Below are 26,523 nucleotides of genomic sequence, written 5' to 3'. Positions count from 1 at the left end.
CGTTATCTTTAGTCAACTTTATTCTTAAACTATGAAAAAATTTGGTTGGATCACTGGTCTGATTCTGGTATTGGTACTCGGAATCTTTTTTTGGTGGAAATTCTATTTCGTGTTTGGAGAAGGTGTCAAGGCAGGAAGTCTCAATTACTTTGTGAAAAAAGGAGTCATGTTTAAGACTTGGGAAGGCCGTATGGTACAGGAGGGCTTCCAAAGCCCAACTTCAGGAGCATTGCAAAGCAACGAGTTTCGATTCAGTGTGACTGATCCTGAAGTTGCTGCAATCCTTGAGCGCAACTCAGGCAAACACCTGGAGTTGCGCTATAAAGAATACAATGGAAAGTTACCTTGGAGAGGCACGAGCGAATTTGTTGTATCAGAAGTGATCAATGCAAGCGAATTGGTGAAACCCAATAGCACTGACCTTCCTTACGACAAGTAATCAGGGCTTAGTCCAATAGTCTACAACGGTGACCTTGTCCAAATGCGGACCAACTATTCCCCCGAAAGCCTTATGTGCAGGGTGTGGCAAGTAAGCGTCGCGATCAGCGTCTGAATGAAAAGTCAGCGTGAAGCCATGCGTGAGGCCTTGATTCAGACCCTCTGGGCTCGAGTTGGTTCCCCATTCAAACCCTTTGATTTCTTTGATTTGAGCCGGCAATGCTTTGAATGCATCAATTACAGATTGGATATCTTCAGGGCTGGAGGATTCTTTGAATCCAAAAAGAACAACGTGGCGGAGTACAGAATCAGGCATAGCTACTTCTTCGTGAATAGGTTGAGTTTTAGTGAGGGTTTCTTCTCCTCCGGCAGACTTGGGTTGATTGCAGGAGTAGAACAAAAGGATTGGAATGAGATAAATTAGCTTTTTCATTTTTGGAATTTTTCCTGAAACTAAAAATAATTTGACTTTAATCTTCTACTTTTTGAATTAAGGTTACCGATTTTAAAAAACAAACACAAAAATCGCATCAAATGAAAATTGCATTCTTCAGCACCAAATCATACGACAGGGAAAGTTTTAATCAATTTTTGCCAGGCTCGGGACATCATATTAGCTATTTCGAAGTCAAGCTTGACAAAGACACATTATCCTTGGCAGCAGGCCATGAAGTAGTTTGTTCGTTTGTAAATGATAAAATCGATGCTAAAATTCTGAAAGAATTAAAAAAATTGGGGATCAAACTCATTGCACTTCGGTGTGCAGGATACAATCAAATCGACCTAAATGCCGCAGCGGAACAAGAAATCACGGTAGTAAGAGTGCCTGCTTACAGCCCCGAAGCAGTGGCTGAACATGCTTTTGCACTGATTTTAACATTAAGCAGAAAAACTCATAAAGCTTACAATCGGGTACGGGAAAACAACTTTTCGCTGGAGGGGCTTACCGGCGTCAACATCCATGGTAAAACGATCGGTGTGATTGGCACCGGAGCAATCGGAAGAGCATTTTGCAGGATTGCAAAAGGATTTGGTTGTCAACTAATCGCAAATGACGTTTATGAAAATGAAGAAATGAAAACACTGGGAGTAACCTACCATTCCCTAAAAAAAGTGCTTTCCAGAAGCGACATTGTTTCCCTCCATTGTCCGCTTACTCCAGAAACCCACCACATGATTAACGCAGAAACTATTTCGCAAATGAAAGACGGTGTAGCATTGATCAATACGAGTAGAGGTGCGTTGGTTGATACCAAGGCAGTGATAAAAGCTCTCAAAACAGGAAAAATTGGCTACTTAGGCATCGATGTCTATGAGCAAGAAGAGCATATTTTTTTCAAGAATCTATCAGAGGAAATCATGCAAGATGAGGAAATATCCAGGTTGATGACATTTCCGAATGTATTAATTACAGGACATCAGGCTTTCCTTACTAAAGAGGCCTTAGAGCAAATCTCAAAAATCACTTTGTCCAATATTTCTGATTTTGAAAAAGGATTGAAATTGAAAAACGAGATCAAAGCTACTTAGAAAAGAAAAACCCCACAGGCAGGCCTGTGGGGTTTTTACCTCGTGAGACATTAAGGATTAATGTACAACTTTCACGTTAACGGCATTGATGCCTTTCTTTCCTTGTACCAGGTCATACTTCACTTTGTCGTTTTCACGGATCTCGTGTACCAGACCGCTGTGATGTACGAATACATCTTCACTGTTATCTGCTGGAGTGATGAATCCAAAGCCTTTGGTAGTGTTAAAGAATTTTACTGTTCCTTCATTCATGATTTTTGAAATTTTGATTTGTTTTTACTCTGTTTTGATTTGTTTGTGTTGGGTTTGTCTTTTTGACAATTGGCGGTTCAGGTGGAGTATCGGAGAAGTTTCCAAACTCATCGACGTAAGCGATCATATTATCGAGGCTTCCATCTTTCGGCTGGCTCTTACGATCCAACTTTTTTTCAAGTTTTTCCTTTTGCTTCCGTTTCTTAAGCTCTGCCTTTTGCTTTTTAATGAACGTGTTTTGATTTTTTGACATTAGGCGTTTTTTAGTTTACAAAGGTGATGGCGTGGCCGATTTTACCGGCTCGTCCAGTCCTGCCGATACGATGGATGTATGCATCCATGGTCATCGGTAACTGATAATTGATCACATGGGACACATCAGCTACATCGATACCTCTGGCTGCAACGTCAGTTGCGACCAGCACCCGTATATTCCCTTTTTTGAAATCTTCGATCATTTTGTTCCGAAAATTCTGGGATTTATCTCCGTGAATCTGTCCTGCAGCGATACCGACTTGATTCAGCTTTTTTGCCAGCCTGTCGGCCAGTCTCTTAGTTTCTGTAAATAGGATAACTTTATCCATCTCAGGACTTTTAAATAATCCTGACAACAAATCAAACTTCTCAGCACCCTCGGGTACTTTGATGGTTTGCTGTTCGATATTCTCGTTGGTTCCACCGGCATTTTCTACTATTACTTCAATCGGATTATGAAGAAGTGTAGAAATCAATTGCTTTTGTGCAGGTTCAAGTGTTGCTGAGAAAAGTAGTGTCTGATCACGTTTACCGATCAAATTGACCAATTTTTTAACGTCATTGACAAAACCCATATCCAGCATTCTGTCAAACTCATCGAGAACAAGGGTATTAACCTGATTGAGCTTCAACAATTTCCTGGCCGCAAGATCCAGTAATCTACCCGGGGTACCTACTACGACCTGAAGCTTACGCTCAAGCTGTTTGTAATCCGAATTGATATTTGTACCTCCGATAAAAGTGGCTGAATACAACTGTAATCCCAGAACCAAACTTTTGAACTCCTCTTCTATTTGAAGAGCTAACTCACGGGTGGGAGTAACCACCAATGCAGTATAGTTTCTTGGGTCTTTCAGGGCATGCTCGATGATCGGAATCAAAAATGCAGCAGTTTTACCCGAACCTGTTTTTGAGATAGCCATCATATCTCTTCCTTCAAGAAGAGGTAAGATGGATTGTTCTTGAATGGTAGTAAGCGTTTCGTAACCTTTTGCCAGAATGTTTGACAAAAGTCTTGGATTCAAATTTAAGTCTTCGAAAGTTTTTTCTGTCCTAAATCCGGCTTGTCCACTTGGTTTTGCTTTTTTAACAAAAAGCTTTGGATCCAAGGTGGATTCTTTTTTCTTTTTCACTTGCCTTCTGTCTGCATTACCTGCTCTGGAAGGCGCAGTGTTATTTCTTGTATTATTCATGGTGGGATTAAATCAGGCTTTGGCAGGTACCATTTCAGAATTGCCCAGAAAACGGAGCATTTCATAGTGGGACTTCAAAGCATCAAAAAATGTCTTTTTTGTATGATAAGGGATATTGTATTCAGCAGCAGTGGCTTTTACAATGGGGGCAATTTTCCGATAGTGTACATGACAAATATCGGGAAACAAGTGATGCTCTACTTGATGATTTAATCCTCCGATCATCCAGGCAAATACCCGGCTTCCTTCGGAATAATTAGAAGTAGTAACCAACTGGTGCAGCATTCGCTCACCTTCTACGATTCCATGCTCATCTGCCTCTGGAAAATCCACATTTGGCATGATGTGCGCAGTCTGAAATACCAGAGAGATACTCAATCCGGTAATAAAATGAAGCACTAAATAAGCGAGTAAGATCTGTCCGACTCCAAAAGGAGAGAATGCAATCGGTAAACCTAGGATGAAAGCAAAGTATACTAATTTCCAAGCTAATATCTTCAATATCGAGTTTCTGTAGACATTTTTGCCTTTCATAAGACCCATATTATAATATCTTGTGAAGCGGATAAAGTCTTTAGATGTCACCCAAGATACCGTAGACAAACCGTAGAAAAACCAAGTATACCAGTGCTGGTAGGGGTGTAGCGCGTTTTTCTTAGCGTTTGGAGAGAATCTGAGAAAGAATGGCGCATTAATATCATCATCACCTTCTGAAATATTCGTGTAGGAATGATGAAGTACATTGTGTTGCAGTTTCCAAACAGTAGCATTGGCTCCTACCATGTTAAGGGTATAGCCGAGTAGTTTGTTTACCGTAGGGTTTTTGGAAAACGAACCGTGGATTGCATCATGCATGACACCCATTCCGATTCCTGCCATTCCAAAACCACTGAGGATATAGCAAGCGAATAAATGCCAGGTCTGAGTCGCTACTCCTGTGGCTAATAAAATAATAGGCACGAAATAAAGAGACACCATGACCACAGTCTTGATGATCATTTCTCTGTTCGCAAACTTGGACTGTTGGGTAGATTTGAAGTAGTTATTGACTCTACTTTTAAGCGCAATTGAGAAATCAGATAGCTCTGATTCCGAAAATCGAATAGTCTTAATAATAAAATTATTTAGGGTTAATAAAATCTAGGGTTCTCGTAAAGATTGTAAACTGCAGGTTTTAATTCTGTAAACAACATAAGGTTATTTTATGAATTAAAAAAGTAGAATAAGAAGAATTAAAACCTGTAATGGAGAACTCTTGATTTACTACTTAAGCAGGTGTATCACCGATGCTGACTTGTCACCAAGTATCGAAAACATTTCTTCGATTCCTCAAAGGTGGGGATTCGGATTCAATATTCCTAATCAGGCCATGATTTATTAATTCCACCTCCAGTTAATTATCCCATTAAAATGCAATAATTCAACCTTGTTATAAATTTGATTTGGACTTAAGTCACTAGAAGTCAAGGGCTCTTTTCTCACCAAAATAAAATGAAAGTCCAGGTTTGTAACCTTTTTAGCTTGAAATTTCACTCCGAGGTTTACCTGTCGATAACTTGGGAAATTGTATTTGTTGGCAAATGCGTCCTCAGTTTTAGAAAGCCAATGAAAACCTAAATGTCCATAAAGGGTAACCTGTGGTTTCTGAAAACGATACTCTCCATAAGCTACCACTGCATTTACAGATTCAAAGCCCTCATTCCGCTCCCTTGGAATAAAAGTATACCAAGCATCTTTCCCCCATTCTCTTGGACTAAGCCAGCGCCCCTCACCCCCTACATGCGTATAATTCAAATGCGTAGTCCATTTCATGTTTTTCCACCCTATTCTTCCTGAAAGCGCGTAATTTATATCATCCGCCTCTTTGTATTTAAGATCTGGATTGGGATTGCCACCTTCTCCGATTCCATGTTGAAATCCACTTTGCAGCCCCATTATCACTATACCTGATTCAATTTTTCGGTTTTTTTCAAAAGAAAGCCAATAGGTGGAAAAGAGATTTTGGGCAATGGTATTTGAAAAGTGGATTTTGGAGTCTGAAGCCATTTTTCGATCTATTTCCCAGATACCCAACCAGTCGCTTGAAGTATTCCCAAAGTATTGGGCAGGTCTTCCGGACACAGTCCTCCCCACTGGATAAATGCCGACTGTCTCTCCCACTGAAAGCCATTCGCTGCTTCCTCGAATACTTATTCTGCCAATCCCCCAAAGAGAAAATTTCCAGTCCTTATCCGGCGCAATCCAAGCATTAACCCCCTCTACTGCGGTAGGAGACAATCTCCCATCTTGAGCGTTAATCCAATCCGAATTGATCTCCATTCGACCTGCCTTTATTCCAAATTTTTCTTTCGAAAACTCCAGTGATAAGGTCTCCAGTTTGCCGAAAAATCGACTTCTGGTATCAAGAAGATCGAAAAGCCCTGTTTCATACCGATTTCCTTGGCCTGTAGCCTGATCTAGTTCCCAAATTTCTGAACTTGCCACATTTGCAAAAGAGCGAAAACCAACATGAAGCTTCCAATTTTCCTGATATTTAATAATAGCCCCGAGATTAAGGGTCATTCCTAAAGCATAATCCTCCTTAAAATCATTTTTGGGATAATTTGTATTCATCCAAAACGATCGGAAATGGATATCCGGATTGACACTAAGTTCCACTTTTTTCTCCTGCGCAAATCCGGAATTATAGAAACCAAAAATGAGGAATGAAATCAAAAAGATTTGCTTCATTAGTTTGATTTTGCTTTCGCTTCCTGAATGGGTTTGAATGGCCCAAATTTGTGTTGCGCTTCGGTAAATTGATCAGAGAATGGGCCAAATGGATGATCTACAGGTTTCTTTGAAATGTCAGGCCAATCTTGCGAAAGATCCTTTTTTGGTCGATCCATGCTATTCACGTAGGCTGCGACATCCCAAGCTTCCTCATCGGAGAGAATTGGGTTTTGAAAAGAAGCGCCTAAGGGCATATTAGCGATCACATAACCTGCAAACCTGGACAGTCGATAAAGTCCAGCTCCATGATTGTAACTATTTTTACCCCATAATGGTGGATAGGTGTACCCTTTGCCATCTGGTCTGACCATCCCTTGTCCATCTGCTGCATGGCAGCTTTGACATTGATTCTCGTAAACCAATTTCCCTTTTGATGGATCTGCGGCACGATCCAAAACCGGCACTTCGTAAAGTCCGGATCCTTTGGGGATCTCCCCCTTTGGCACATCTTTCCCTACCCAGTTGATGTAGGCAACCATAGCAACCATTTCTTTCGAATCCCGCTCGAGGGACTGCCCATTTAAGCTTCTTTCAAAGCAATCGTTTATTCGTTTTTGAATATCCTCTTCAGTTCCCGAGCGAGCCCTCATTTTCGGATATGTCGCCGCCACAGCACCGTAGTTGTTTCCTAAAGGAGCTGTTCCAGCTTGCAAATGGCAGTTTTGGCAATTCATCCCATTTGATATGGCTTTAACTTTACCATTTGGACCCAGAAACTCAGAAGTATTGGCAATCAGCTCTTTCCCGTATTTAATTTCCATAGCATTGGGTTCCGCATCTACGGAATTCCAATCGGGGGATTTCCACATTCCAGCAGGATCTGCAAGGGCTTTGACTACAGGGATTTCGGCAATAGTCTGAGGAATTGATTTTTCTTCGTCGGTTAAACTCGGGAGTTGGATACCGGAGTAGGATATAAAAACAACAAAACCGATCACTCCCACAAGTGCTGTAGCTAAACCGAGTAAAGCCACGACTAAAGTGATCAATTTAACAAAAGGCTGGAGCATAAGATTAGTACTATCATGGTAATGTACAAAAATCAGACTTTTCCAAAATTAAAAATTGTGACAGTGGTCACATGAGAAAAGTTATCCAAATATTTTCAGAGATTTTCCCTAAAAGATCTCTTAAAAATTGATTTGCTAGACTTCAGCCAAAAAAACGATTTTTTCATTCACCTTGCCTTCAATTGTAAATTTGGACTCTTTTTCAAAAAGTTTCAGGACGACTTTATCACCCTGAATACATTCGGCCACATAATTTATGGCGATATTCTCCGGACGAATCCCCTGATCGAAAAGTAGATTTTCTACCCATCGGACGTAGCTCGTATTGTTAACGTGATTATAAAGATCCAAATCGGAAAGCCTGACTTTAATTTCCTCTTCAGCGATTAACTCACCTCCGGTGACTATTTTGCCGGGCTGCCAAGCGGGTTTCATTTTCGGATCAAAAAGTGCCGGAGGTAAAACTTGCTCAGGACGTTGAATGCGTTTGGTTTCCGAATTTAGAAGAAGCCACGAAGACATACCTCTTGCTAAGAGTTGATCATTCCGATCCCAAACCAGAAACTCCCTGAAGGCAAATAACTTGTCCGCACCTCTTCCTCCTGTGAAAAGCCGGATTGACTCGCCCCATGTTGGAAACTTATTCACTTTGACTTCAAGGCGGGAAAGCACCCACATTTGATGGGTGTCCATCAAATTTCTTCCAAAATCAGCCGAATCAGCATGTCTCCAGGCAATCTCCTGAAGAAGGTCAGCCAATGATGTTAAGCTGATTTTTCCATCAGGGTGGACCTGAAATGATCCAACCTCGAAATCATATTGAAACTGGAGATTTTCAGGAATTACCATTAGGCTGCCATAGATTTAACCTTTTGAGGGATCAAAAAAACCTGCTTTCTAATGCTGGACAGCAAAGTAATCCCAATTCCACTGACCGCAATTAATGCAAAGGATGTTTTCAAGTCAAATAACTCAGCAATAAACCCAATCAAAGGGGGGCCCAAAAGAAACCCAAAAAAGGAAATGGTAGACACCAAGGCCAAGGCAACACTTGGGCTATATAATTTGGATCGACCAGCGATGCTGTAGGAAAGCGGAATAATGGAGGCAATTCCAAATCCAACCAACAAGAAGCCCAAGGTTGCGCTCCAAACGGTAGGAAAAGCAACTGACAAAGCCAATCCTACAAAAATCAACACTCCACTTACTTGGATGACTGCCACTTTCGTAAATCGAGCGGCGATTTTATCCGTAACAAATCTCCCGGATGCCATCGCCCCCATAAATGCCACATAGCCCAAAGCGATCATTGATGGATCCACCAGAATGACTTTTTTAAAATAAACTCCACTCCAGTCAAACATGCATCCTTCACACATCATTCCTAGGAAAGCGATTAAGCCGATTCTTAACAGCAAAGAATCCGGTTTCTTTATCACCAAACCACTGCCCTCAGATACTTTTTGCTCTTTTAAAATAAAGCGCTGCGCAGCAATGATGATAAAAAATGAAATACCCATGATGATCAAAAAGTGAAGTTCGGGAAGAATGTTGATAAAAATCATTCCTGCACCTAATCCCGCACCCACAAAACCTGCTGTGCTCCAAAGTCCATGAAAAGATGCCAGAATACTTTTGCCCATTTGATCCTCCAAATCCAAGGCTTGTGTATTGAGCGAAATATTCATCACATTGCCGAGTAAACCATAAAGAATCAGAACCGGTATCAATAAAAAAACAGAGGGACTCAAACCAATCAATGGCAATGTCATAGCATAGGCAAAACTTCCAATCATGATTACTCTACGACTGCCATACTGATGGACAGCCCATCCTGCAAGAGGCAACCCCAGTAATGACCCCAAAGGTAAAAAAAGGAGCATAGTGCCCAGCTGTCCTTCAGAAAGTTCAAATTTGGCTTGGATATCAGGGATTCTCGCGGCCCAACTCGCGAAACAAAGTCCTACGAAAAAGAACATAGCCCCTAAGGCGGTTCTACGTTTGGAGAGGTAATTCATGGGGGTGTTTAGGTTTTATAGGCTGGCAAATTTAGAAATATTGGTCTGGATTAGGGAAAAGTTTAATGAAAAGGAAAAACTATTCGTGGTTTGGATAAGTTCTGACAAAAAGCAAAGCGCATGGAGTTTGTCATTGTAGGGACCATTTTGATTACTATCATAATTTTCATTAGGATCATTATCAAAAAGGTATTCAACTAAAAAAGCCACCTTTTTCTAAAGGTGGCTCTATTGTTTATTTATGCTTTTATTCAATTCGGAAGCTTATCCGAAAATTTACCATATACCCAAGTTCCTGCCAAAGCAGAAATCAACGTAACCAAAATAACGGAATAACCACTTCCAATCTGAGCGAATAGTGGTCCAGGACAAGCACCGGTAAGGGCCCAACCCAAGCCGAAAATAAAGCCGCCAATCACTTGACCCTTTTTGAAAACTTTATCCGGGATCACGATGCTTTCTCCATGAATAGTTTTGAGATTCAATCGCTTGATCAACTGGATAGATATAATGCCCGTCACTATCGCTGAACCGATCACACCATACATATGGAAGGATTGGAGCCGAAACATCTCCTGGATTCGAAACCAAGAAATGATCTCAGCTTTTACAAATACGATTCCGAAAAGCGTTCCCAAAATCAGGTATTTCAAGAGTTCAAGGCCTTTGTCGTTATTTTCACTGAGATTTGGAGCCACACAGTTCGGATCCAAAATTTCTATTTTTTTATCTGCTACTTTCATGTGTTTATATTTTGTTTTTTAATTGCCACATGGAATCTCGCATGGTCGATAATCATCCCAGTGTGTGACTTTTTAGTCATGCTCGATTTCATCTGTTTATAATTTGTTTTTCAAAGGCCATATGGAATCTTCGCATGCATTCCCCGATAGCTCGGGGCATCCCTCTATGTGTCGCTTTGGGTCATGCTTGATTTCATATTCTGTTTTTTTTTAGAAACCTACCAATTTCATTAATGGCTCCAATAGGACATGAGTCATCAGAAAACCACCAACCATAAAGATAATAGTAGCTACCAATGATGGCCACTGTAATGAGCTGATACCCATAATTGCGTGGCCTGAAGTACATCCACCAGCGTATCTAGTACCGAAGCCTACCAAAAAGCCCCCGAACACGAAGAAAAGGAGTCCTTTGGCGGTAAACACATTGCTCCAAGAGAAAATATCCGTAGGCATTAAATCGGAAAAGCTGGTAATTCCCAAGGCGCTCAAATCAGCCTGAGTAGCTTCAGAAATAACAATTGTATTGGGGTTTGCCATAAAATTCATGGCTATAAAACCACCAATTCCAACTCCCAGAACAAAGAGTAGATTCCACATTTCTTTCTTCCAATTGTAAGAAAAGAAGGGAATACCTGCCGGTATACATGCAGCACAGATATGACGCAAGGAGGAGGAAATCCCGAAGGATTTATTACCCAAAATCAGTAAGGCAGGCACGGTCAATCCTATCATCGGCCCAGCCACGTACCAAGGCCAAGGCTGAGAAATCCATTCAATAAATTGATTCATATTTTAGTTTAGTTGTTTTATTCCTTTTGTTAAAATCTATAATCCAATATCAGATTGTAGTTGGTCATGTTTACTCGATTGAGAACATATTCAAGTGGGATTTTTCTATCCCTGTCCTCTTTTTTGTGAGCAACTAGCAATTGCAAATCCAGTCCTTTGAAGAAACCGGTAAATCGATAGTCAACCAGTCCAGTAAAGTGATAATAGTTTGGCAGCCCATATTTATTCAAACCGATATTTTCTAAATCAGGCGTTTGTACGTGACTGGCCCCTAGACTCACCTTAAGTTTATCTTGGATAAATGTCTGATCATAAAGCATCCCCAAGGCATTTACCCCTCCCATTCCTTCAAAACGTTCCCGCTGCATACTCACGAAGAATTTTTCCCTGCCCCATTCTCTTGGGAATAGAAATCGTCCATTATCTGATATCCCTAAGTAATTCAAAGTTAACTCTGATTCTCCTAAATGAATTCCAGTACGAAACCCTGCGCCATAAGTAGATTCACCCGGCAAAGTGTAGGCATAGCTTGGTTCGGGATTACCACCGTCGCCCAGTGCAGTCTGGTAAAATCCCTGTGCTCCAAAAATGAAGCGGGAACCATTTGCTAAAGCTAAATTCCCTGAAGCTTCTCCAAAAGTTGTCGTGAAAATTCCTTCTGACAGGTAAGTCCAAGATTTCAATTGAAGGTCTTTTGTTTGAAACTCTATGCCTAGCACCCCGATTCCTTTTGATTCGAGGTGATGATGATAATTTTTATCTGATCCAGTTGGGTTTCTTCCTGTAGGATAAAACCCAATTGACTCTTCCACCGAAAGCCATTCCAAAGATCCTCTGGAAATCAAATGCGTAAACCATGCTCCCGTAAGTTTCAACTTTCCAGGCTGATACTCCATCGATAATCCACTGAAGAGGTTGGGGCGCATCCGGTTATCAGATGCATTTAACAATGGACTTTCAAAATGATGCCTGCCAACCCAAGTAGAGAATTTTTCTTTTTCGTAGGAAACAAAAAACTCCTCTAATCGATCCATATCATGGTAATTATCAGGATGGTGTACATCAAATAGGGTAAGCTCATATCTATTAGGAAGTCCTGTGGCCGGATCACGAATGGTTAAATTGTTTTCAAAATGTCTGAAAACAAAGAATCCACTAAACCCTACACCAAGCCCTTTCCACCGTGGGCTGAAATACCCCAGCCCTGCTCCCGACCCCCATGTAGAATAATCCAAAAGCCCCTTTTGGTTTTCTGTATGCATGTAAAAGGAACGCAGATGAAATTCGAAATTCCCGGTTTTCAATTTATCTCCAAATAACTTTTCATTTGAAGTGTTGTCAACTATAGTTTCTTCATGATGCTGGGCGAAAGAAGGAACTGACAGATTAAGTAATACAATTAAGACCAACCCAATCCCCTTCAAAGCAAGTGCAAATTTCTCCATGTTTGGGTGCTAATTCGTGTGACTTTGATCACATCGGATAGTTTTAAATTAAAAATGGCAAGCCCGAAGGCCTGCCATTCAAAATAAATTATGTGTATTGCTAAAGCTTAAAGTAGGGTAGTTGGACAGACATAGTCTGACACCTGAAATTTCCCTGATTCTTTAATGGCCTGAAATCCTCCGGCTACGTCTATAAGATTGTCATATCCTCTGGCTCTCAAAGCAGAATTGAAAATCATGGATCGGTATCCTCCCGCGCAATGCACGTAGTAGGTTTTATTTTTGTCCACTTTCAGCATGCTGTCATTGATATAGTCCAAGGGTGCGTTTTCAGCGTCCAAGACATGCTCTGACAAAAACTCAGAATTCTTTCTAACATCAAGAATATGGATCTCAGGATCAACTTTTTTGATTTTAGCCAATTCATCCACTGTAATGGATGTAATGGAGTCCACTTCATGCACAGGAGAATTTTTCCAAGATGCAAAACCGCCTTTCAAATATCCAAGGCAATAATCATAGCCTACTCTTGCAAGCCTGGTAACAACTTCTTCCTCTCGACCTTCTTCTGCCACTACCAATATTTCCTGCTTCAAATCCGGGATCATCGCTCCTACCCACACTGCAAAACTTCCGTCAATTCCGATATTTATTGAGTTTGGAATAAAGCCTTTGGCGAAAGTCTGAGGATCACGGGTATCCAGAATCATTGCTCCGGTCTCGTTTGCAGCTACCTCAAATTCTTCTGGTGTCAAAGGATGTATACCTCTTTCCAACACCTCGTCAATGCTGTCATATCCTTGGATATTCATCATGACATTTTGGGGAAAGTAAGCAGGCGGCGGAGTAAGACCACTTAACACTTCTTTGATAAAAGCCTCTTTGGTCATTGGCTGAAGTGCGTAATTCGTCTTCTTTTGATTACCCAAGGTATCAGATGTCTCTTTGCTCATATTTTTACCACAGGCAGAACCTGCGCCGTGAGCGGGATAGACGATGAGATCGTCAGCCAAAGGCATGATTTTGTTTCTTAACGAATCATATAAATGAGCCGCAAGCTTTTCCTGTGTTAATTCAGCAATTACTTTTTGTGCTAAATCCGGACGCCCTACATCCCCTATGAATAAGGTATCACCTGTGAAAATCGCCTCTGCCTTGCCTTCCTCGTTGTACAGCAAATAGCAAGACGATTCCATCGTATGACCTGGTGTGTGAATCACCCGGATTTTTGCTTTTCCAAGTTTGAATTCCTGATTGTCTTCAGCAATTACAGCATCAAATCCCATCTTCATGCCCGTTGGGCCAAAAACAATCTTTGCGCCGGTTTTTGCTGCCAGATCTTGATGTCCCGAAACAAAGTCCGCATGAAAATGCGTCTCAAAAACATATTTGATTTTCGCATTTCTTCTGGCTGCCTTTTCAATGTAGGGCTGGACTTCTCTCAGCGGATCAATTATGGCCGCTTCACCGTCTGATTCAATGTAGTAAGCTCCTTGAGCAAGACATCCGGTATAGATTTGTTCGATTTTCATAGTATTATTTTTTTTTTAGTGGTCAACTTGATGGCCATCCGGAGAGATGTTGGGCCTTATTGCCTATGGCTCATGACTAATAATCATCCGGCGGATGACGTTTGCGTCATCCTGTAATGAATTTGATTTGTCTTATTAATTCCTTTTAAAACTTGATCAAAATTATTTTCTAAAAACTGAATTCAAAATGACTTTTGTCACATTGGTTTTAAGCAAAGGCACCCAGATTGGATTCAATAATTTGAACTAATTGATGCGTGGGAACTACTCCAGATTGTCTCCAGATCGCTTTTCCTTTGTGAAAAAGGATCAATGTCGGAACACCTCTAACCTGAAATTTTCCTGCTGCAAGCGGATTTTTATCAATATCCACCTTCACGATTTTGACTTTATCGCCTAATTGCCTGGAAGTATCTTCCAGAATAGGTTGCATCATTTTGCAAGGTCCACACCAGGTAGCAAAGAAATCTACCAAAACGGGAATATCCCCTTGAATTAGTTCCTGAAATGTTTTTGGCTGCGTACTCATGGTTTTTAATTTTAATTACTCAACAAAAATAGCTCACCAAAGCCTATTACACCGTAATTTTTGTCACACGAAAATTTTTGCTTAGTTATCCCAAACTTTTAAAAAGTGCTAAAAAATCCTGAAATGGAGTAAATTTTCATATTTTCGCCCCGACTAATTTTCCGTTTAATGCTCAATTATAAGCAGATCAATAACGTCACCGGCTGGGGAATTTTTGCCGTTGCGACCTTGGTATATATTCTCACTGTGGAACAAACCGCAAGTTTTTGGGATCCGGGAGAGTTTATCGCCGTTTCTTATAAGCTTCAAGTACCCCACCCTCCGGGAGCTCCATTTATGCTTTTGGTCTATCGAATGTTTGGCTTTTTGGCCATGGGAGACGGATTACAAGTAGCGTACTGGATGAATATCGGCAGTGCTTTGTTCTCAGGGTTCACCATCTTATTTCTATTCTGGTCGATTACACTTTTTGGAAAAAGAATCTTTGCAATCGAAGAAGGCAAGGAAACTAAGGGTCAAACTATCGCGCTGATGGGTTCTGCCATTGTGGGATCGCTGATTTACACTTTCTCAGACAGTTTTTGGTTTTCTGCCGTCGAGGCGGAAGTGTACGCGATGTCTTCCTTCTTTACTGCAATTGTAATTTGGGCATTTTTGAAGTGGGAAGTGATCAAGGATCCAAAATTGGAGAACCGATGGTTGATCTTTATCGCCTATTTGGTGGGACTTTCTATTGGAGTTCACCTATTGAACCTCGTGACTTTGCCCGCTTTGGCTTTGGTGTATTATTTCAAAAAATACCAAAATGCTACGCTGAAAGGAGCGATTTACGCTATGTTCCTCGGTGGTGTCGCTTTGATCATCATCAATAACCTGATTATCCCGGGGCTTCCAAGTCTAGCCGCTTCAGTCGAGATTTTCTTTGTCAACAGCATCGGATTGCCATTCGGATCAGGAATTATCTTTTTTATCCTTCTTTTTCTAGGAGCATTGGTCTTTGGCATTCGCTACTCGATTCAAAAAGAAAAAGTACTCCTCAATACGGCTTTACTGTCTTTGGTTTTCATCCTGATCGGATACGGTAGTTACACCTTGGTAATTGTCCGATCCAATCAAGACCCGATCATCAATCAAAACGCACCAAAGGACGTAATAAGCGTTGTTTCCTACCTGAAGCGGGAGCAATACGGCTACCGACCACTACTTCATGGACAATACTTCACTGCGCAACTTGTCGATCAGGAAGAAGGTGCACCGGTGTACATGAAGGGCAAGGACAAGTATGAAATCGTAGATTATGAACTGAAAAATACCTACGATCCGGCCAAAACCACCATCCTTCCAAGAATCTATTCCACTCAGGAAAATCATAAACGCATCTACCGATCAAAATTGGGACTGAGAGAAGGTCAGGAACCGACTTTCGGAGACAACCTCTACTTCATGTTTAGCCATCAGCTGGGACACATGTATTGGCGCTATTTCATGTGGAATTTCTCTGGACGAGAAAGTGATTTTACTGATGCGCCGTGGATTGGTTTGACGGATGCTTTTAGCGACAAATACCCTGATTACATCAAAGAAAATAAAGGGCATAACAACTATTTGATGCTACCTTTGATCCTTGGACTGATCGGTATTTTCTTCCAGGCCAAAAAAGACCCGAAGTATTTCTACGTCAACTTCATGCTCTTCATGATGATGGGTGTGGTGTTGGTGCTTTATTTGAACTCACCGCCTGTCGAACCACGTGAGCGGGATTACATCTATGTGGGTAGCTTCTATGCATTTGCCATTTGGGCAGGACTTGGTGTATTGGGATTGGCTCATGCCTTCGGAAAAGCCACAAAAAACCTCTCGACTGGAGCAGTCATCGCAACCTTGATCACACTTCCGGTAGCTGGACTTATGGGGGCCGAAAACTGGAATGATCACAACAGAAAAGGCCGCTATTTCTCGGTAGATTCTGCTCGTAACTTCTTGGCATCCTGTGCTCCTAACGCTATTCTTTTCACCGGAGGTGACAACGATACATTCCCTCTTTGGTACGTGCAGGAGGTAGAAAACTTCCGAACCGATGTGCGGGTGATCGTTTTGAGCTACTTTGAAACTGATTGGTATATGAAGCAAATGACCCGACCGGTCAATGAATCTGAGCCGCTTCCTTTTTCATTAATCCCTGAGCGTTACCAAAAAGGAACCAATGATGTGCTCTATGTCATGGAGCAGGAAAACCTGAATGCCATCTCAGCCTCAGAATATCTTAAGCTTTTAAACTCAGGTTCGGATCTGCTAAAAATGAAAACCGGAGGAAAAAGTGTGGTCAACATGGTTCCTTCCCGTAATTTGATTTTGGAGGTGGACAGCAGCTTTGTTTCAAACGATGAAATAGTACCAACTCAATTCAAAGATCTTTTCGCCTCGCAAATGAACCTGCAAGTAAAAGGTCAGTATATGACAAGGGCAACATTAATGCTCATCGACTTAATAGTAAGCAACAACTGGGAGCGACCGATCTACTTCAATAACACTTCGCTCTCCTCTATCGGAATCAATATCGAAGACCACGTGGTGATGGAAGGGATGACTTATCGCTTGTTACCTGTTCGTAAACCGGAGTTTATTCGTGAAGAATTGGTCAACACCGATCTTGCCTATAAGAATTACATGGAGAATTTTGCCTTCCGTGGAATGAATGACCCGAATGCTTACCTAGACGAGGAATACAGACGGTTTGCATCCAACCATAGAAGCTCACTTAATACCATCGTCATGGCCCTGTTGGATGAGGACAAAATGGAGCAGGCAGCTACTTTGTTAAATTATGGTCTGGAAACTATCCCTCATGAGGCGATGCCTTATGATTTGAGTAGCGGGCAGTCAGTTCCCTTGTTTTTTGAAGTTGGAGAGGATGAAAAAGCACTGGACATCATTGACAAAATCTCCAAAAGATCGCTGGATATGATCGACTTCTATACTCGGGAAAACAGAGGATATGACAGAGATATGATGATATCGATCGAAATGGTAAAATACTTCATTCCGCTTCTCGAAGAAAGAGGATATCAGGAAGAAGCTCAATCACTGAAGCTGCGACTGGAAAGCCTGATCGGGGTAGAAAGTGCGCAACCGGGAGTGTTGGAGAGAAGATAGATTTCTGAAATTGCAAATAAAGAAAGGCGAGGATTTGATTCTCGCCTTTTTGTTGTCTCAAATGTTTCCCACAGATTTATAAAATAAAGTCTCAAGTGATATTCAAAGCTTTGCTTGAATCTCTATGAATTTATGTTTGCTTATTTCTTAAACTACAACTTGATTTTTCTCTACAATGACACTATGTTAAGCTTTACATAACCTTCGTGCCTTAGCGCCTTCGTGGCAAATTATCAATCCTTACTTTTTCCAAAGGATATAAAACAAATCAAGTCCTTTTGCAGGATCCTTCACCAGCGGAAAGTCTTCATGACTGATCTCCACCACGGAGGTGCCCTGTTGTTTATGAAGTTTATTTCGGTTCATACGATTTAGGATCTCATAAGGAAACCTTAATACCGAAGCAGGAAGCTTGTGCTGCAAGTCAAAAATATCAAAGCGCATGATCTTTTGGACGGACTTTCGATTGGCTTCATGATATGCCCATACTTTTTCATTTCCACCAATTCCCATTGCCTCGACCTTGTCAAAAATCCCGGCAGCTAAATCTATCAATTCCTGAGGCTTGTATTCACGCTCATGCCATGGATTTCGTGACAGGGTATGGTTGATGTTGGGTGTTGAAATTATGGCCTTCCCTCCCGGCTTTAGCATTCGATAGATTTCCTGAAGGAAGAGATGATCATTTTCGATGTGTTCAATCACCTGAAAGCTGACAATCGTCTCAAAGGAATTATTTTCGAAATCCAAAAATGGAGGAATCACAGCCTGACGAAAATCGACTTTGGGATACTTTTCCTTTAGCATGGTGATTACCTCTCCGATTTTATCCAAACCTATGTAGCTCGATGCCAAGGGCAAAAGTTCCTCAACTCCTCTACCCTCTCCACAGCCCACTTCCAGTAAACTACCGGAAATCCAAGGCTTGGCAGCGATATATGCTTTGAGAAGTCTTTGATGGATAGGATTGTCGCTGATCAACTTGTCAGAGGCGATTTCCGTTGTATAGGTAGCCATTTGAAAATTTAGTATTTTGGCAAAAGTAAGTCTAATTTTTAAAAACCGAGATCAAGACCTAATGAATCGAATCCTCACCCCGCTAGTAGTATTCCTTTTTGCTTCATTTATTATTTCTCATCATTCACTCGCCCAAAAAACCCTCTCTTCCACAGATCAGGCTCTGAGGTATTCGCTATATTCTCGCCTGGGATTGAAAATCATTCCGATAAAAACCAGTAAGGAAAGTTTCAAAGTCCAATTTGTCATTGAAAAAATCGAAGAAGCTCCTGCATTCGCAAATTTTAGCTTTAGCTATTCGATACTCAATTCTTATGATCAGGTAATTGGCTCTGATAATATCAACCTTTTGACAGAAAACGATCTAAAAGCAGATTCGGATAGGCATTGGATATTTGAAAAAATGGTAGAAATCCCGGAAAGCCAAAAAACAGCGATCGCATTGTTGACAGTTTTGGATACGCGTCAGGGGGATGAATATGTCTATCACATTGATTTGAAAAGTCAATTTGTCTTGGACCAACCTGATTTTGGCGCTTATTACGCCAATGAAATCGCATTTGATCAAAACTACTTAAATAAGGAAGAATCCTTACTTTTCAAAACCGTAAAATCGCCCTCCATCTACTCATTCTTTTACCCGATCAAGTTTGACGTGCCTTTTCCTCCTATGGAGACCCGTCCTGCAGATATCCCCAAAGAACTAAATGTGATTAATATGGGCGACTTCTTGGCCAATATCCCTAAGGAATTTAGTGAAGAGGGCTATTACTTTTTCCAGACCGACACCACTGCTCAGACAGGGCTTTTGCTAAAAACTACACACGAGTCATTTCCAAAGGTAAAGGATTGGGAAGAAATGGTTCAGATGGTTACCTACATTTCTACCCGAAAAGAACATGAAACGCTGATTCTTGCCCAAGACAAAAAAAAGGCGCTCGATGAATACTGGATCAACCTGACCCGTAACCCTGAAATCGCCAAGGAACTGATTCGTAATTATTTTCGCATGGTAGAATTTGCAAATATTCTATTTACCGATTTCAAAGAAGGCTGGAAGACAGATAGAGGAATGGTCTATATCGTCATGGGGCCACCACAGGAAGTGAATTTTTACTTGGATCGGGAAGTCTGGTCCTATGCAGGCATGGACGCAAGCTCAAAAATTAAGTTTACCTTTGCGCGGGCTAAAACAATACTCAGCCCACATTTCTACACCCTGAACAGATCCCGAGCCTATCAGCCGGTTTGGTTCAAAAACATTTCCCAATGGAGAAGCGGAAGGATGGCTTTCTAATCGATAAAGCAGCCACTGAAAAAGATTTCATATTCGGTACCCGATCTGTAATGGAGGCCATCCATGCAGGCAAAGAAATCGACAAAGTACTCGTACAAAAAGAGCTGAACAATGACTTGATCAAGGAATTGCTTCAGCTTTGCAAAGCAGAAAAAATCCCGGTTGTCAGAGTTCCTGATGCCAAACTCAACCGAATCACCCGAAAGAACCATCAGGGAGTAGTAGCGCAGATGTCCTCGATTGTCTATGCTTCGCTTGACAATGTGATCGACAATTGCTTTGCCGTGGGAAAATCCCCACTCATTTTGGTACTGGATCACATTACTGATGTGCGGAACTTCGGTGCAATTGCCAGAACTGCAGAATGTGCGGGAGTAGATGCGATCGTAATTCCGGAGAAAGGAAGTGCTCAAATCAATTCAGATGCGATTAAAACCTCTTCCGGTGCCTTGAATTTCCTTCCTGTAGTCCGCGTCAAAAACCTGTTTTACACCTGCCGTGAATTACAAAAAATGGGGTTAACCCTGGTAGCAATTACCGAGAAAACAGAAAAGGTGATGTATGATGCTGATTTTTCTTCACCAGTGGCATTGATCATGGGATCTGAAGAAGATGGTATTTCTCAGGAGATATTTGGGATAGTGGATGATAAAGTGAAAATACCCATGGCTGGAAATATTGAAAGCTTGAATGTTTCTGTTTCGGCGGGAGTGGCGATTTATGAAGCACTCAGACAGCGTAAAAAATAGTTCGTCAATGACCAATTTTCAATAAGCAATGATCAAATTCAAGGTCTGACCTAAACGCATTGCAAATTGAACATTGAGCTTGATAATTGAACATTAAAATACAGTCAATCAAGAAATAAGGGCGGAAATAAAAAACTAAAGGGATGGGGAGATTTCAGACGAAGTCTTCCCCTTTCTTTTTGGCATTGGCTACAAAGTCTCTGAATTTCCTTTCTCCTCCAAGTTTGCAGATCAGGAGAACATTTTCGGATTCATTTATTAGGTAATTTTCAAGGCCCTCGATCACCACCAATTTATCACTATCCATTTTTATATAGCAATCCTTCGTGTCATACAACAAAGCGTTTGCCTCAACCACATTATTATTCTCATCTTTTTCCCGCAGCTCATGAAGGCTGTGCCATGATCCCAAATCTGACCAGCCAAAATCGCCCAAAATGACATAAACCTTATCCGACTTCTCCATGATTCCATAATCTATGGATACATTTTTCACCATGGTATAGGCCCTATTGATAAAATCCTGTTCAGTTGGTTTTCCAAAATGGGATTTTCCTTCTTCAAAAATCTCTGCAATGTCAGGCAAGTTTTCAGTGAAGGCATCCAGCAAACTTTTTGCTTTCCATACAAATATCCCCGAGTTCCAGACGAAATCGCCGCTATCCAAAAATGTCTTCGCAAGTTTAATGCTGGGCTTTTCGGTAAAGGTTTTAACTTTTAAGGCAGGATTGCCATTATCTCCCTCTAAATATTGAATATACCCATATCCTGTCTCCGGCCGATTGGGCTTAATCCCGATTGTAATCAGCCTTCCTTCTGTTTCGGAGGCTTGAATTGCCCTGTTCATTGTCAGAATAAATCGCTTTTCCTGCAAAATCAGATGGTCAGCGGGAGTCACGATCAATTTAGCTTCAGGATCTAAAGCATGAATTTTATAAGCTGCATAGGCTATGCAGGTAGCTGTGTTTTTCCTAAGTGGTTCCGATAGTACCTGGCTGGATTCCAGTTCGGGAAGTTGCTCCCTGACAAGATCCAAATACCCTTGATTGGTAACTACCATAAACTGGGACGGCTCGGCAATTTCCCTGAACCGGTCATAGGTCATTTGGAGTAGACTTCTACCCGTACCAAGGATATCCAAAAACTGCTTTGGTCGGCTATTTCTGCTATATGGCCAAAATCGTGAACCGATTCCTCCTGCCATGATTACAATGTAGGGTTTGTCCTGCATGCTGGGTTAGACTATTCCTTCTTTCATCAAATCATGAATATGGACAAAACCGGCGATTTTTCCCTCATTCAAAGCGACTAATTGGGTAATATTATGATTGCGCATCAGATTCAGAGCACGAATGGCAAATTCGTCTTTTGAAATAGTTTTTGGATTGACAGACATAATGTCCTTTGCCCGAAGCGACTGGATGTCTAGGGTTTTACCCAACATTCTTCTCAAGTCTCCGTCGGTGATGATTCCTGTCAGATTTCCATTTGAGTCATTCACGGCAGTAGCCCCCAACCTTTTTCCTGAAATCTCAATAATCACCTCAGTCAGTCCGGCTTCTTCTGTGACAACGGGAATCACCCCCTTGGATAAGACGTCTTCCACTTTTAGATAGAGCTGCTTTCCCAGCGAACCTCCAGGATGGTATTTAGCAAAATCATCCGAAGTGAAGCCCCTAGCCTCAAGTAAACAGACAGCCAAAGCATCACCCAAAGCCAAATGAGCGGTAGTACTTGTAGTTGGAGCAAGATTGTGAGGACAAGCCTCCTCTCCAATCGTCGCATTTAGGACAAAATCAGCTTGCTCAGCCAGATACGAATTCATATTAGAGACCATTGCAACTAAGACAGATCCAAGCTTTTTCAACAATGGAACAAGCACCTTTATTTCCGGCGTATTTCCGGATTTTGAAATACATATTACGATGTCATTTTCCAAAATCATCCCCAAATCCCCATGAATTGCATCACCTGCATGCATGAAAAGTGAAGGCGTACCGGTTGAATTCAGGGTAGCTACAATTTTATTTGCTATGATGGCGCTCTTTCCCACTCCTGTTATCACCACACGACCTTTAGAATGAAGAATCCGCTCCACACAAGCCTCGAAACTACCGTCTAAGCCATCAATTAATTTTAAGATGGCATTTGCTTCGTTTTGCAAAACCCGAGTGGCTGTATTTCTAATATTTTTAGCTAAATTCAATTTTACCTGGGTTAATCACTAATTTTGACAAAGGTATAAAACTAATCGTTCATTCCTGTTTACAGGCAATTTTCACCTAACTAAGCCACTTCTTCTCGTGGAAGAAAAAGTAAAAGCAGATCTTAAGAAAATATTCGGATTCAGCCAATTCCGTGGGAATCAGGAACTCATCATAGACAACCTGCTCAATCAGAGGAATACCTTTGTAATCATGCCTACAGGGGCGGGGAAATCGCTATGCTATCAGCTTCCGGCAGTGGTATCTGAGGGGACGGCCATTGTTATCTCACCCTTGATTGCTTTGATGAAAAATCAGGTAGATCAATTGAACGCGGTGGGTGTGAATGCGCATTTTCTGAATTCAACACTGACAAAATCAGAGGCCACCAAAGTTAAAAACGAGGTGCTGAAAAAAAACACGAAGCTGCTCTACGTGGCTCCGGAATCGCTGACAAAGGAAGAGAATATTGCTTTTCTGAAGTCCGCTCACCTCAGTTTTGTAGCTATTGATGAGGCGCATTGTATTTCAGAATGGGGACATGACTTCCGCCCGGAATACCGAAGAATCAAGTCTATCGTTGCCCAAATCGCCCCAAACCTCCCCATCATTGCCCTGACAGCCACGGCTACCCCAAAAGTTCAGCAGGATATCCAGCGAAATCTTCAGATGGAAGAAGCAGATTTATTCAAATCATCTTTTAACCGGACCAATCTCTTCTATGAAGTGCGTCCAAAGATGAAAAATGAATCAAAGAAATCCCTGATCAAATTTATCAAGCAACATAAAGGTAAGTCAGGTATTATCTATTGCCTCAGCCGCAAAAAGGTAGAAGAAATTGCCGCGTTACTCAGGGTAAATCAGATAGATGCGGCCCCTTACCATGCCGGCTTAGATTCATCCATTCGCATCAAAACCCAAGATGATTTTCTCAATGAAGAGTTGGATGTCATCGTGGCAACCATTGCATTCGGGATGGGAATTGACAAGCCGGATGTGCGCTATGTAATTCATTACGATGTGCCCAAATCGCTGGAGGGCTACTATCAAGAAACGGGTAGAGCAGGACGGGATGGATTGGAAGGCCATTGCCTGATGTTCTATCGCTACGAGGACATTGTCAAGTTGGATAAATTCAACAAAGACAAAGCGGTCACAGAGCGTGAAAACGCCAAGATTCTGCTCGGTGAAATGGCGGCCTTTTCTGAAACAGGAGTTTGTCGGAGGAAGTTTATTTTAAATTATTTCGGAGAAACGCTCAATGAGGACTGCGGATTCTGTGATAATTGCAAGCGGGCAAGGGAAACCTTTGAAGGCATGGACTTCCTTCTTGTTGCCTTGGAGGCCGTTCAAAAAACAAAGGAGCGGTTCAGCCTAGAACATTTGGTCAAAGTGATTCGAGGCGAAATGGACGAATACATCGAAAGTTACAAGCATGATACGCTCGATGTATTTGGAAAAGGGAAAGAGGAGTCCGAAAAGCATTGGACTTCTGTCATCCGTCAGGCGATGATTACTGCGCTGTTGGAAAAAGACATTGAAAACTATGGAATTCTTCGTATCACCCAAAAAGGCTTGGATTTCATTGATTCCCCCTATTCAGTAGATCTTTTTAAAGATCATGATTTCGAAAAAGAATCGGAGGAAGAAACCCAGGAGATGCAAATCAGTTCAGGACCCGCCTACGATGAGAAGCTCTTCGAATTACTTAAGGCAGAACGAAAGCGCGTAGCTAAAACTAAAAACCTACCGCCTTACATCATATTCCAAGATCCTTCTTTGGAAGAAATGGCCACAATCTACCCCACAACAAAGGAAGAACTGGCACAGATCAATGGTGTAGGAATGGGAAAAGTTGTCAAATTTGGGGCACCTTTTCTGAAACTTATCGCTACCTATGTGGAGGAGAATGAGATCGAAACCGCCGCTGAGGTAGTGGTGAAAACCGCAGGAGCCCGATCCAAAGTTAAAATTTCAATAATCCAACAGATTGACCGCAAGATCGACTTGGATGAGATCGCAGAGAATCTCAACATCACCATGGTTGAATTGCTTCAAGAAATTGAGCAAATCATCTATAGCGGAACTAAATTAAATATCGATTACTACATTCATCACATCATGGACGACGAGCGGGAAGACATCCTCCATGATTATTTTATGAATGCAGAAAGCGATCATATAAAAGCAGCATTGGAAGAGCTGGGCGATGAAGACTTTGCAGAAGACGAACTGCGGGTATATCGAATCAAGTTCATCTCAGAGCATGCCAATTAAAAACGAAACGAGTCAATGAATATACTCTTATTGGGAAGCGGAGGCAGAGAGCATGCCTTTGCTTGGAAGATTGTACAAAGTCCTCAATGCGGACAGCTCTATGTAGCACCTGGTAATGCAGGTACAGCTAGCATCGCCAAAAATATTGCACTTTCTGTTATTGATTTCAGTGGAATCCATCAGTTTATCCTGGATAATTCCATTGACATGGTCGTCGTAGGACCGGAAGAGCCTTTGGTAAAAGGATTGGTGGACTTTCTCAGATCTAAACCGAATACAGCAAATCTTCCAATTGTTGGTCCTTCACAGTTGGGGGCCACACTGGAGGGGAGTAAGGATTTCTCCAAACGTTTCATGCAGCGAAATAATGTACCTACAGCAGCCTACGAAACCTTTACTGCAGCACAGATAGATGCGGGATTGGCCTATTTAGAAAATCAAAAGCTACCAATAGTGTTGAAGGCAGACGGACTAGCTGCGGGAAAAGGTGTATTGATCTGTCTGAGTTTGGCAGAAGCAAAAGAATCATTAAAAGAAATGCTTCTTGAGGCTAAATTTGGCGATGCTTCGTCAAAAGTTGTCGTTGAAGAATTTCTCAATGGAATTGAATTATCGGTCTTCGTAGCCACAGACGGAAAAAGCTATAAGATTTTGCCGGAGGCGAAAGATTACAAACGGATCGGAGAAGGCGATACCGGATTAAATACCGGAGGTATGGGAGCTGTAAGTCCCGTGGTTTTCGCTACCGAAGAATTCCTAAAAAAGGTTGAGGACAAAATCGTCAAACCGACCATAGCTGGATTAGAAAAAGAAAAAATAGATTACAAAGGTTTCCTATTCATAGGGTTGATGAATGATGGTGGGGAACCTTCAGTGATAGAATATAACGTCCGGATGGGCGATCCGGAAACCGAGGCTGTATTGCCAAGAATTGAAAGTGATTTTGTCGAACTTTTGAAAGGTATTGCCACGGGTACTTTAGCAGCATACGACCTGAAGATATCTCCAGACTATGCTACGACGGTGGTAATGGTCAGCGGAGGTTATCCCGGTACTTATGAAAAGGGATTTCCAATTTCATTGCCTACAGATCCTAGCGCTAGCATCATTTTCCATGCCGGCACATCAGAGAACCCGGAAGGAAAATTAGTCAATCAAGGGGGACGCGTAATTGCTGTGACAGGGCTCGGAGAAAATTTGGAAACCGCATTGGAAAATGCTTTTAACACGGTAGAAAAAATAAGCTGGGAAAAAGCCTACTACCGAAAAGATATCGGACAAGATATCTTAAAATTGATGAATTAAATCTAAAAACTA

The 26,523-nt window shown here is 41.6% G+C and carries 24 protein-coding genes; 7 read left to right on the top strand and 17 right to left on the bottom strand.

Annotated elements, in window-relative coordinates; translation table 11 throughout:
- Positions 1-31: 31 nt before the first annotated feature.
- Positions 32-439 (top strand): hypothetical protein, encoded by a 408-nt coding sequence (locus tag Q8M62_RS08910; protein ID WP_304900538.1) that lies wholly within the window; start codon positions 32-34, stop codon positions 437-439.
- On the opposite strand, the gene Q8M62_RS08905 is transcribed toward Q8M62_RS08910, so the two are convergent.
- Positions 440-871: a Dabb family protein gene (locus tag Q8M62_RS08905; protein WP_304900539.1), complete on the bottom strand. Its 432-nt coding sequence runs from the start codon at positions 869-871 to the stop codon at positions 440-442. It lies immediately after the preceding gene.
- 101 nt (positions 872-972) lie between these two features.
- Between Q8M62_RS08905 and Q8M62_RS08900 the strand changes: the two genes are divergently transcribed.
- Positions 973-1,968 carry a 2-hydroxyacid dehydrogenase gene (locus Q8M62_RS08900; RefSeq protein WP_304900540.1) on the top strand — a complete coding sequence of 332 codons (996 nt, stop codon included), beginning with the start codon at positions 973-975 and terminating at the stop codon, positions 1,966-1,968.
- A 57-nt stretch (positions 1,969-2,025) separates the two neighbouring features.
- On the opposite strand, the gene Q8M62_RS08895 is transcribed toward Q8M62_RS08900, so the two are convergent.
- The 13 genes from Q8M62_RS08895 to trxA all read right to left on the bottom strand — a co-directional run bounded on the left by Q8M62_RS08895 (position 2,026) and on the right by trxA (position 14,509).
- Complete coding sequence (locus Q8M62_RS08895; protein WP_092728274.1) at positions 2,026-2,220, bottom strand: cold-shock protein; 195 nt, start codon at positions 2,218-2,220, stop codon at positions 2,026-2,028.
- Entirely contained in the window at positions 2,213-2,473 is a 261-nt protein-coding gene (locus Q8M62_RS08890) for a cold-shock protein (RefSeq protein ID WP_092728273.1), read from the bottom strand. The genes Q8M62_RS08895 and Q8M62_RS08890 overlap by 8 nt, the downstream gene beginning before the upstream one ends.
- A gap of 10 nt (positions 2,474-2,483) precedes the next feature.
- Entirely contained in the window at positions 2,484-3,668 is a 1,185-nt protein-coding gene (locus Q8M62_RS08885; protein WP_304900541.1) for a DEAD/DEAH box helicase, read from the bottom strand.
- 12 nt (positions 3,669-3,680) lie between these two features.
- Entirely contained in the window at positions 3,681-4,667 is a 987-nt protein-coding gene (locus Q8M62_RS08880; RefSeq protein ID WP_304900542.1) for an acyl-CoA desaturase, read from the bottom strand.
- Positions 4,668-5,045: 378 nt separating this feature from the next.
- Positions 5,046-6,398 carry a hypothetical protein gene (locus Q8M62_RS08875; protein ID WP_304900543.1) on the bottom strand — a complete coding sequence of 451 codons (1,353 nt, stop codon included), beginning with the start codon at positions 6,396-6,398 and terminating at the stop codon, positions 5,046-5,048.
- The gene (locus Q8M62_RS08870; protein WP_304900544.1) at positions 6,398-7,450 is read right to left on the bottom strand and encodes a c-type cytochrome; all 1,053 of its coding nucleotides are present in this window, start codon (positions 7,448-7,450) and stop codon (positions 6,398-6,400) included. The genes Q8M62_RS08875 and Q8M62_RS08870 overlap by 1 nt, the downstream gene beginning before the upstream one ends.
- Before the next feature lie 135 nt (positions 7,451-7,585).
- Positions 7,586-8,299 (bottom strand): acyl-[acyl-carrier-protein] thioesterase, encoded by a 714-nt coding sequence (locus Q8M62_RS08865; protein WP_304900545.1) that lies wholly within the window; start codon positions 8,297-8,299, stop codon positions 7,586-7,588.
- On the bottom strand, positions 8,299-9,468 hold the full coding sequence (locus tag Q8M62_RS08860) for an MFS transporter (RefSeq protein WP_304900546.1): 1,170 nt from the start codon (positions 9,466-9,468) through the stop codon (positions 8,299-8,301). Before Q8M62_RS08860 ends, Q8M62_RS08865 begins: the two co-directional genes overlap by 1 nt.
- Positions 9,469-9,719: 251 nt before the next feature.
- A complete protein-coding gene (locus Q8M62_RS08855; protein ID WP_304900547.1) occupies positions 9,720-10,211 on the bottom strand; it encodes a DUF6691 family protein in 492 nt (163 codons plus the stop codon).
- Between the two features lie 210 nt (positions 10,212-10,421).
- Positions 10,422-11,003: a YeeE/YedE family protein gene (locus Q8M62_RS08850; protein ID WP_304900548.1), complete on the bottom strand. Its 582-nt coding sequence runs from the start codon at positions 11,001-11,003 to the stop codon at positions 10,422-10,424.
- 29 nt (positions 11,004-11,032) lie between these two features.
- Complete coding sequence (locus Q8M62_RS08845) at positions 11,033-12,448, bottom strand: hypothetical protein (RefSeq protein WP_304900549.1); 1,416 nt, start codon at positions 12,446-12,448, stop codon at positions 11,033-11,035.
- A 107-nt stretch (positions 12,449-12,555) separates the two neighbouring features.
- Entirely contained in the window at positions 12,556-13,980 is a 1,425-nt protein-coding gene (locus Q8M62_RS08840) for a rhodanese-like domain-containing protein (protein ID WP_304900550.1), read from the bottom strand.
- A gap of 208 nt (positions 13,981-14,188) precedes the next feature.
- Positions 14,189-14,509: a thioredoxin gene (gene trxA, locus Q8M62_RS08835; protein WP_304900551.1), complete on the bottom strand. Its 321-nt coding sequence runs from the start codon at positions 14,507-14,509 to the stop codon at positions 14,189-14,191.
- A gap of 168 nt (positions 14,510-14,677) precedes the next feature.
- On the opposite strand from trxA, the gene Q8M62_RS08830 reads away from it, so the two are divergent.
- Entirely contained in the window at positions 14,678-17,662 is a 2,985-nt protein-coding gene (locus Q8M62_RS08830) for a DUF2723 domain-containing protein (protein WP_304900552.1), read from the top strand.
- Between the two features lie 240 nt (positions 17,663-17,902).
- Here Q8M62_RS08830 and Q8M62_RS08825 read toward each other — a convergent pair whose 3' ends face one another.
- Positions 17,903-18,679, bottom strand: a complete 777-nt coding sequence (locus tag Q8M62_RS08825) for a bifunctional 2-polyprenyl-6-hydroxyphenol methylase/3-demethylubiquinol 3-O-methyltransferase UbiG (protein ID WP_304900553.1) — start codon at positions 18,677-18,679, stop codon at positions 17,903-17,905.
- Positions 18,680-18,740: 61 nt separating this feature from the next.
- Here Q8M62_RS08825 and Q8M62_RS08820 point away from each other — a divergent pair, with 61 nt between their 5' ends.
- Both Q8M62_RS08820 and rlmB read left to right on the top strand, forming a co-directional pair.
- Complete coding sequence (locus Q8M62_RS08820; protein WP_304900554.1) at positions 18,741-19,976, top strand: GWxTD domain-containing protein; 1,236 nt, start codon at positions 18,741-18,743, stop codon at positions 19,974-19,976.
- A complete protein-coding gene (gene rlmB, locus Q8M62_RS08815) occupies positions 19,949-20,725 on the top strand; it encodes a 23S rRNA (guanosine(2251)-2'-O)-methyltransferase RlmB (protein ID WP_304900555.1) in 777 nt (258 codons plus the stop codon). The genes Q8M62_RS08820 and rlmB overlap by 28 nt, the downstream gene beginning before the upstream one ends.
- A gap of 154 nt (positions 20,726-20,879) precedes the next feature.
- Here the strand turns inward: rlmB and Q8M62_RS08810 are convergent, their stop codons facing one another.
- Both Q8M62_RS08810 and Q8M62_RS08805 read right to left on the bottom strand, forming a co-directional pair.
- Positions 20,880-21,956 (bottom strand): mannose-1-phosphate guanylyltransferase, encoded by a 1,077-nt coding sequence (locus tag Q8M62_RS08810; RefSeq protein ID WP_304900556.1) that lies wholly within the window; start codon positions 21,954-21,956, stop codon positions 20,880-20,882.
- Between the two features lie 6 nt (positions 21,957-21,962).
- Positions 21,963-22,931: an SIS domain-containing protein gene (locus Q8M62_RS08805; RefSeq protein WP_304900557.1), complete on the bottom strand. Its 969-nt coding sequence runs from the start codon at positions 22,929-22,931 to the stop codon at positions 21,963-21,965.
- Between the two features lie 97 nt (positions 22,932-23,028).
- Between Q8M62_RS08805 and recQ the strand changes: the two genes are divergently transcribed.
- A complete protein-coding gene (gene recQ / locus Q8M62_RS08800; RefSeq protein ID WP_304900558.1) occupies positions 23,029-25,206 on the top strand; it encodes a DNA helicase RecQ in 2,178 nt (725 codons plus the stop codon).
- Positions 25,207-25,221: 15 nt separating this feature from the next.
- The gene (purD, locus tag Q8M62_RS08795; protein ID WP_304900559.1) at positions 25,222-26,511 is read left to right on the top strand and encodes a phosphoribosylamine--glycine ligase; all 1,290 of its coding nucleotides are present in this window, start codon (positions 25,222-25,224) and stop codon (positions 26,509-26,511) included.
- Positions 26,512-26,523: the final 12 nt, after the last annotated feature.

The sequence above is a fragment of the Algoriphagus sp. genome (genome assembly GCF_030694375.1).
In the GTDB taxonomy this organism is placed as follows: domain Bacteria; phylum Bacteroidota; class Bacteroidia; order Cytophagales; family Cyclobacteriaceae; genus Algoriphagus.
Note: the sequence above shows the minus strand (reverse complement) of the source record. Positions and strands in the feature narration are given on the sequence as shown.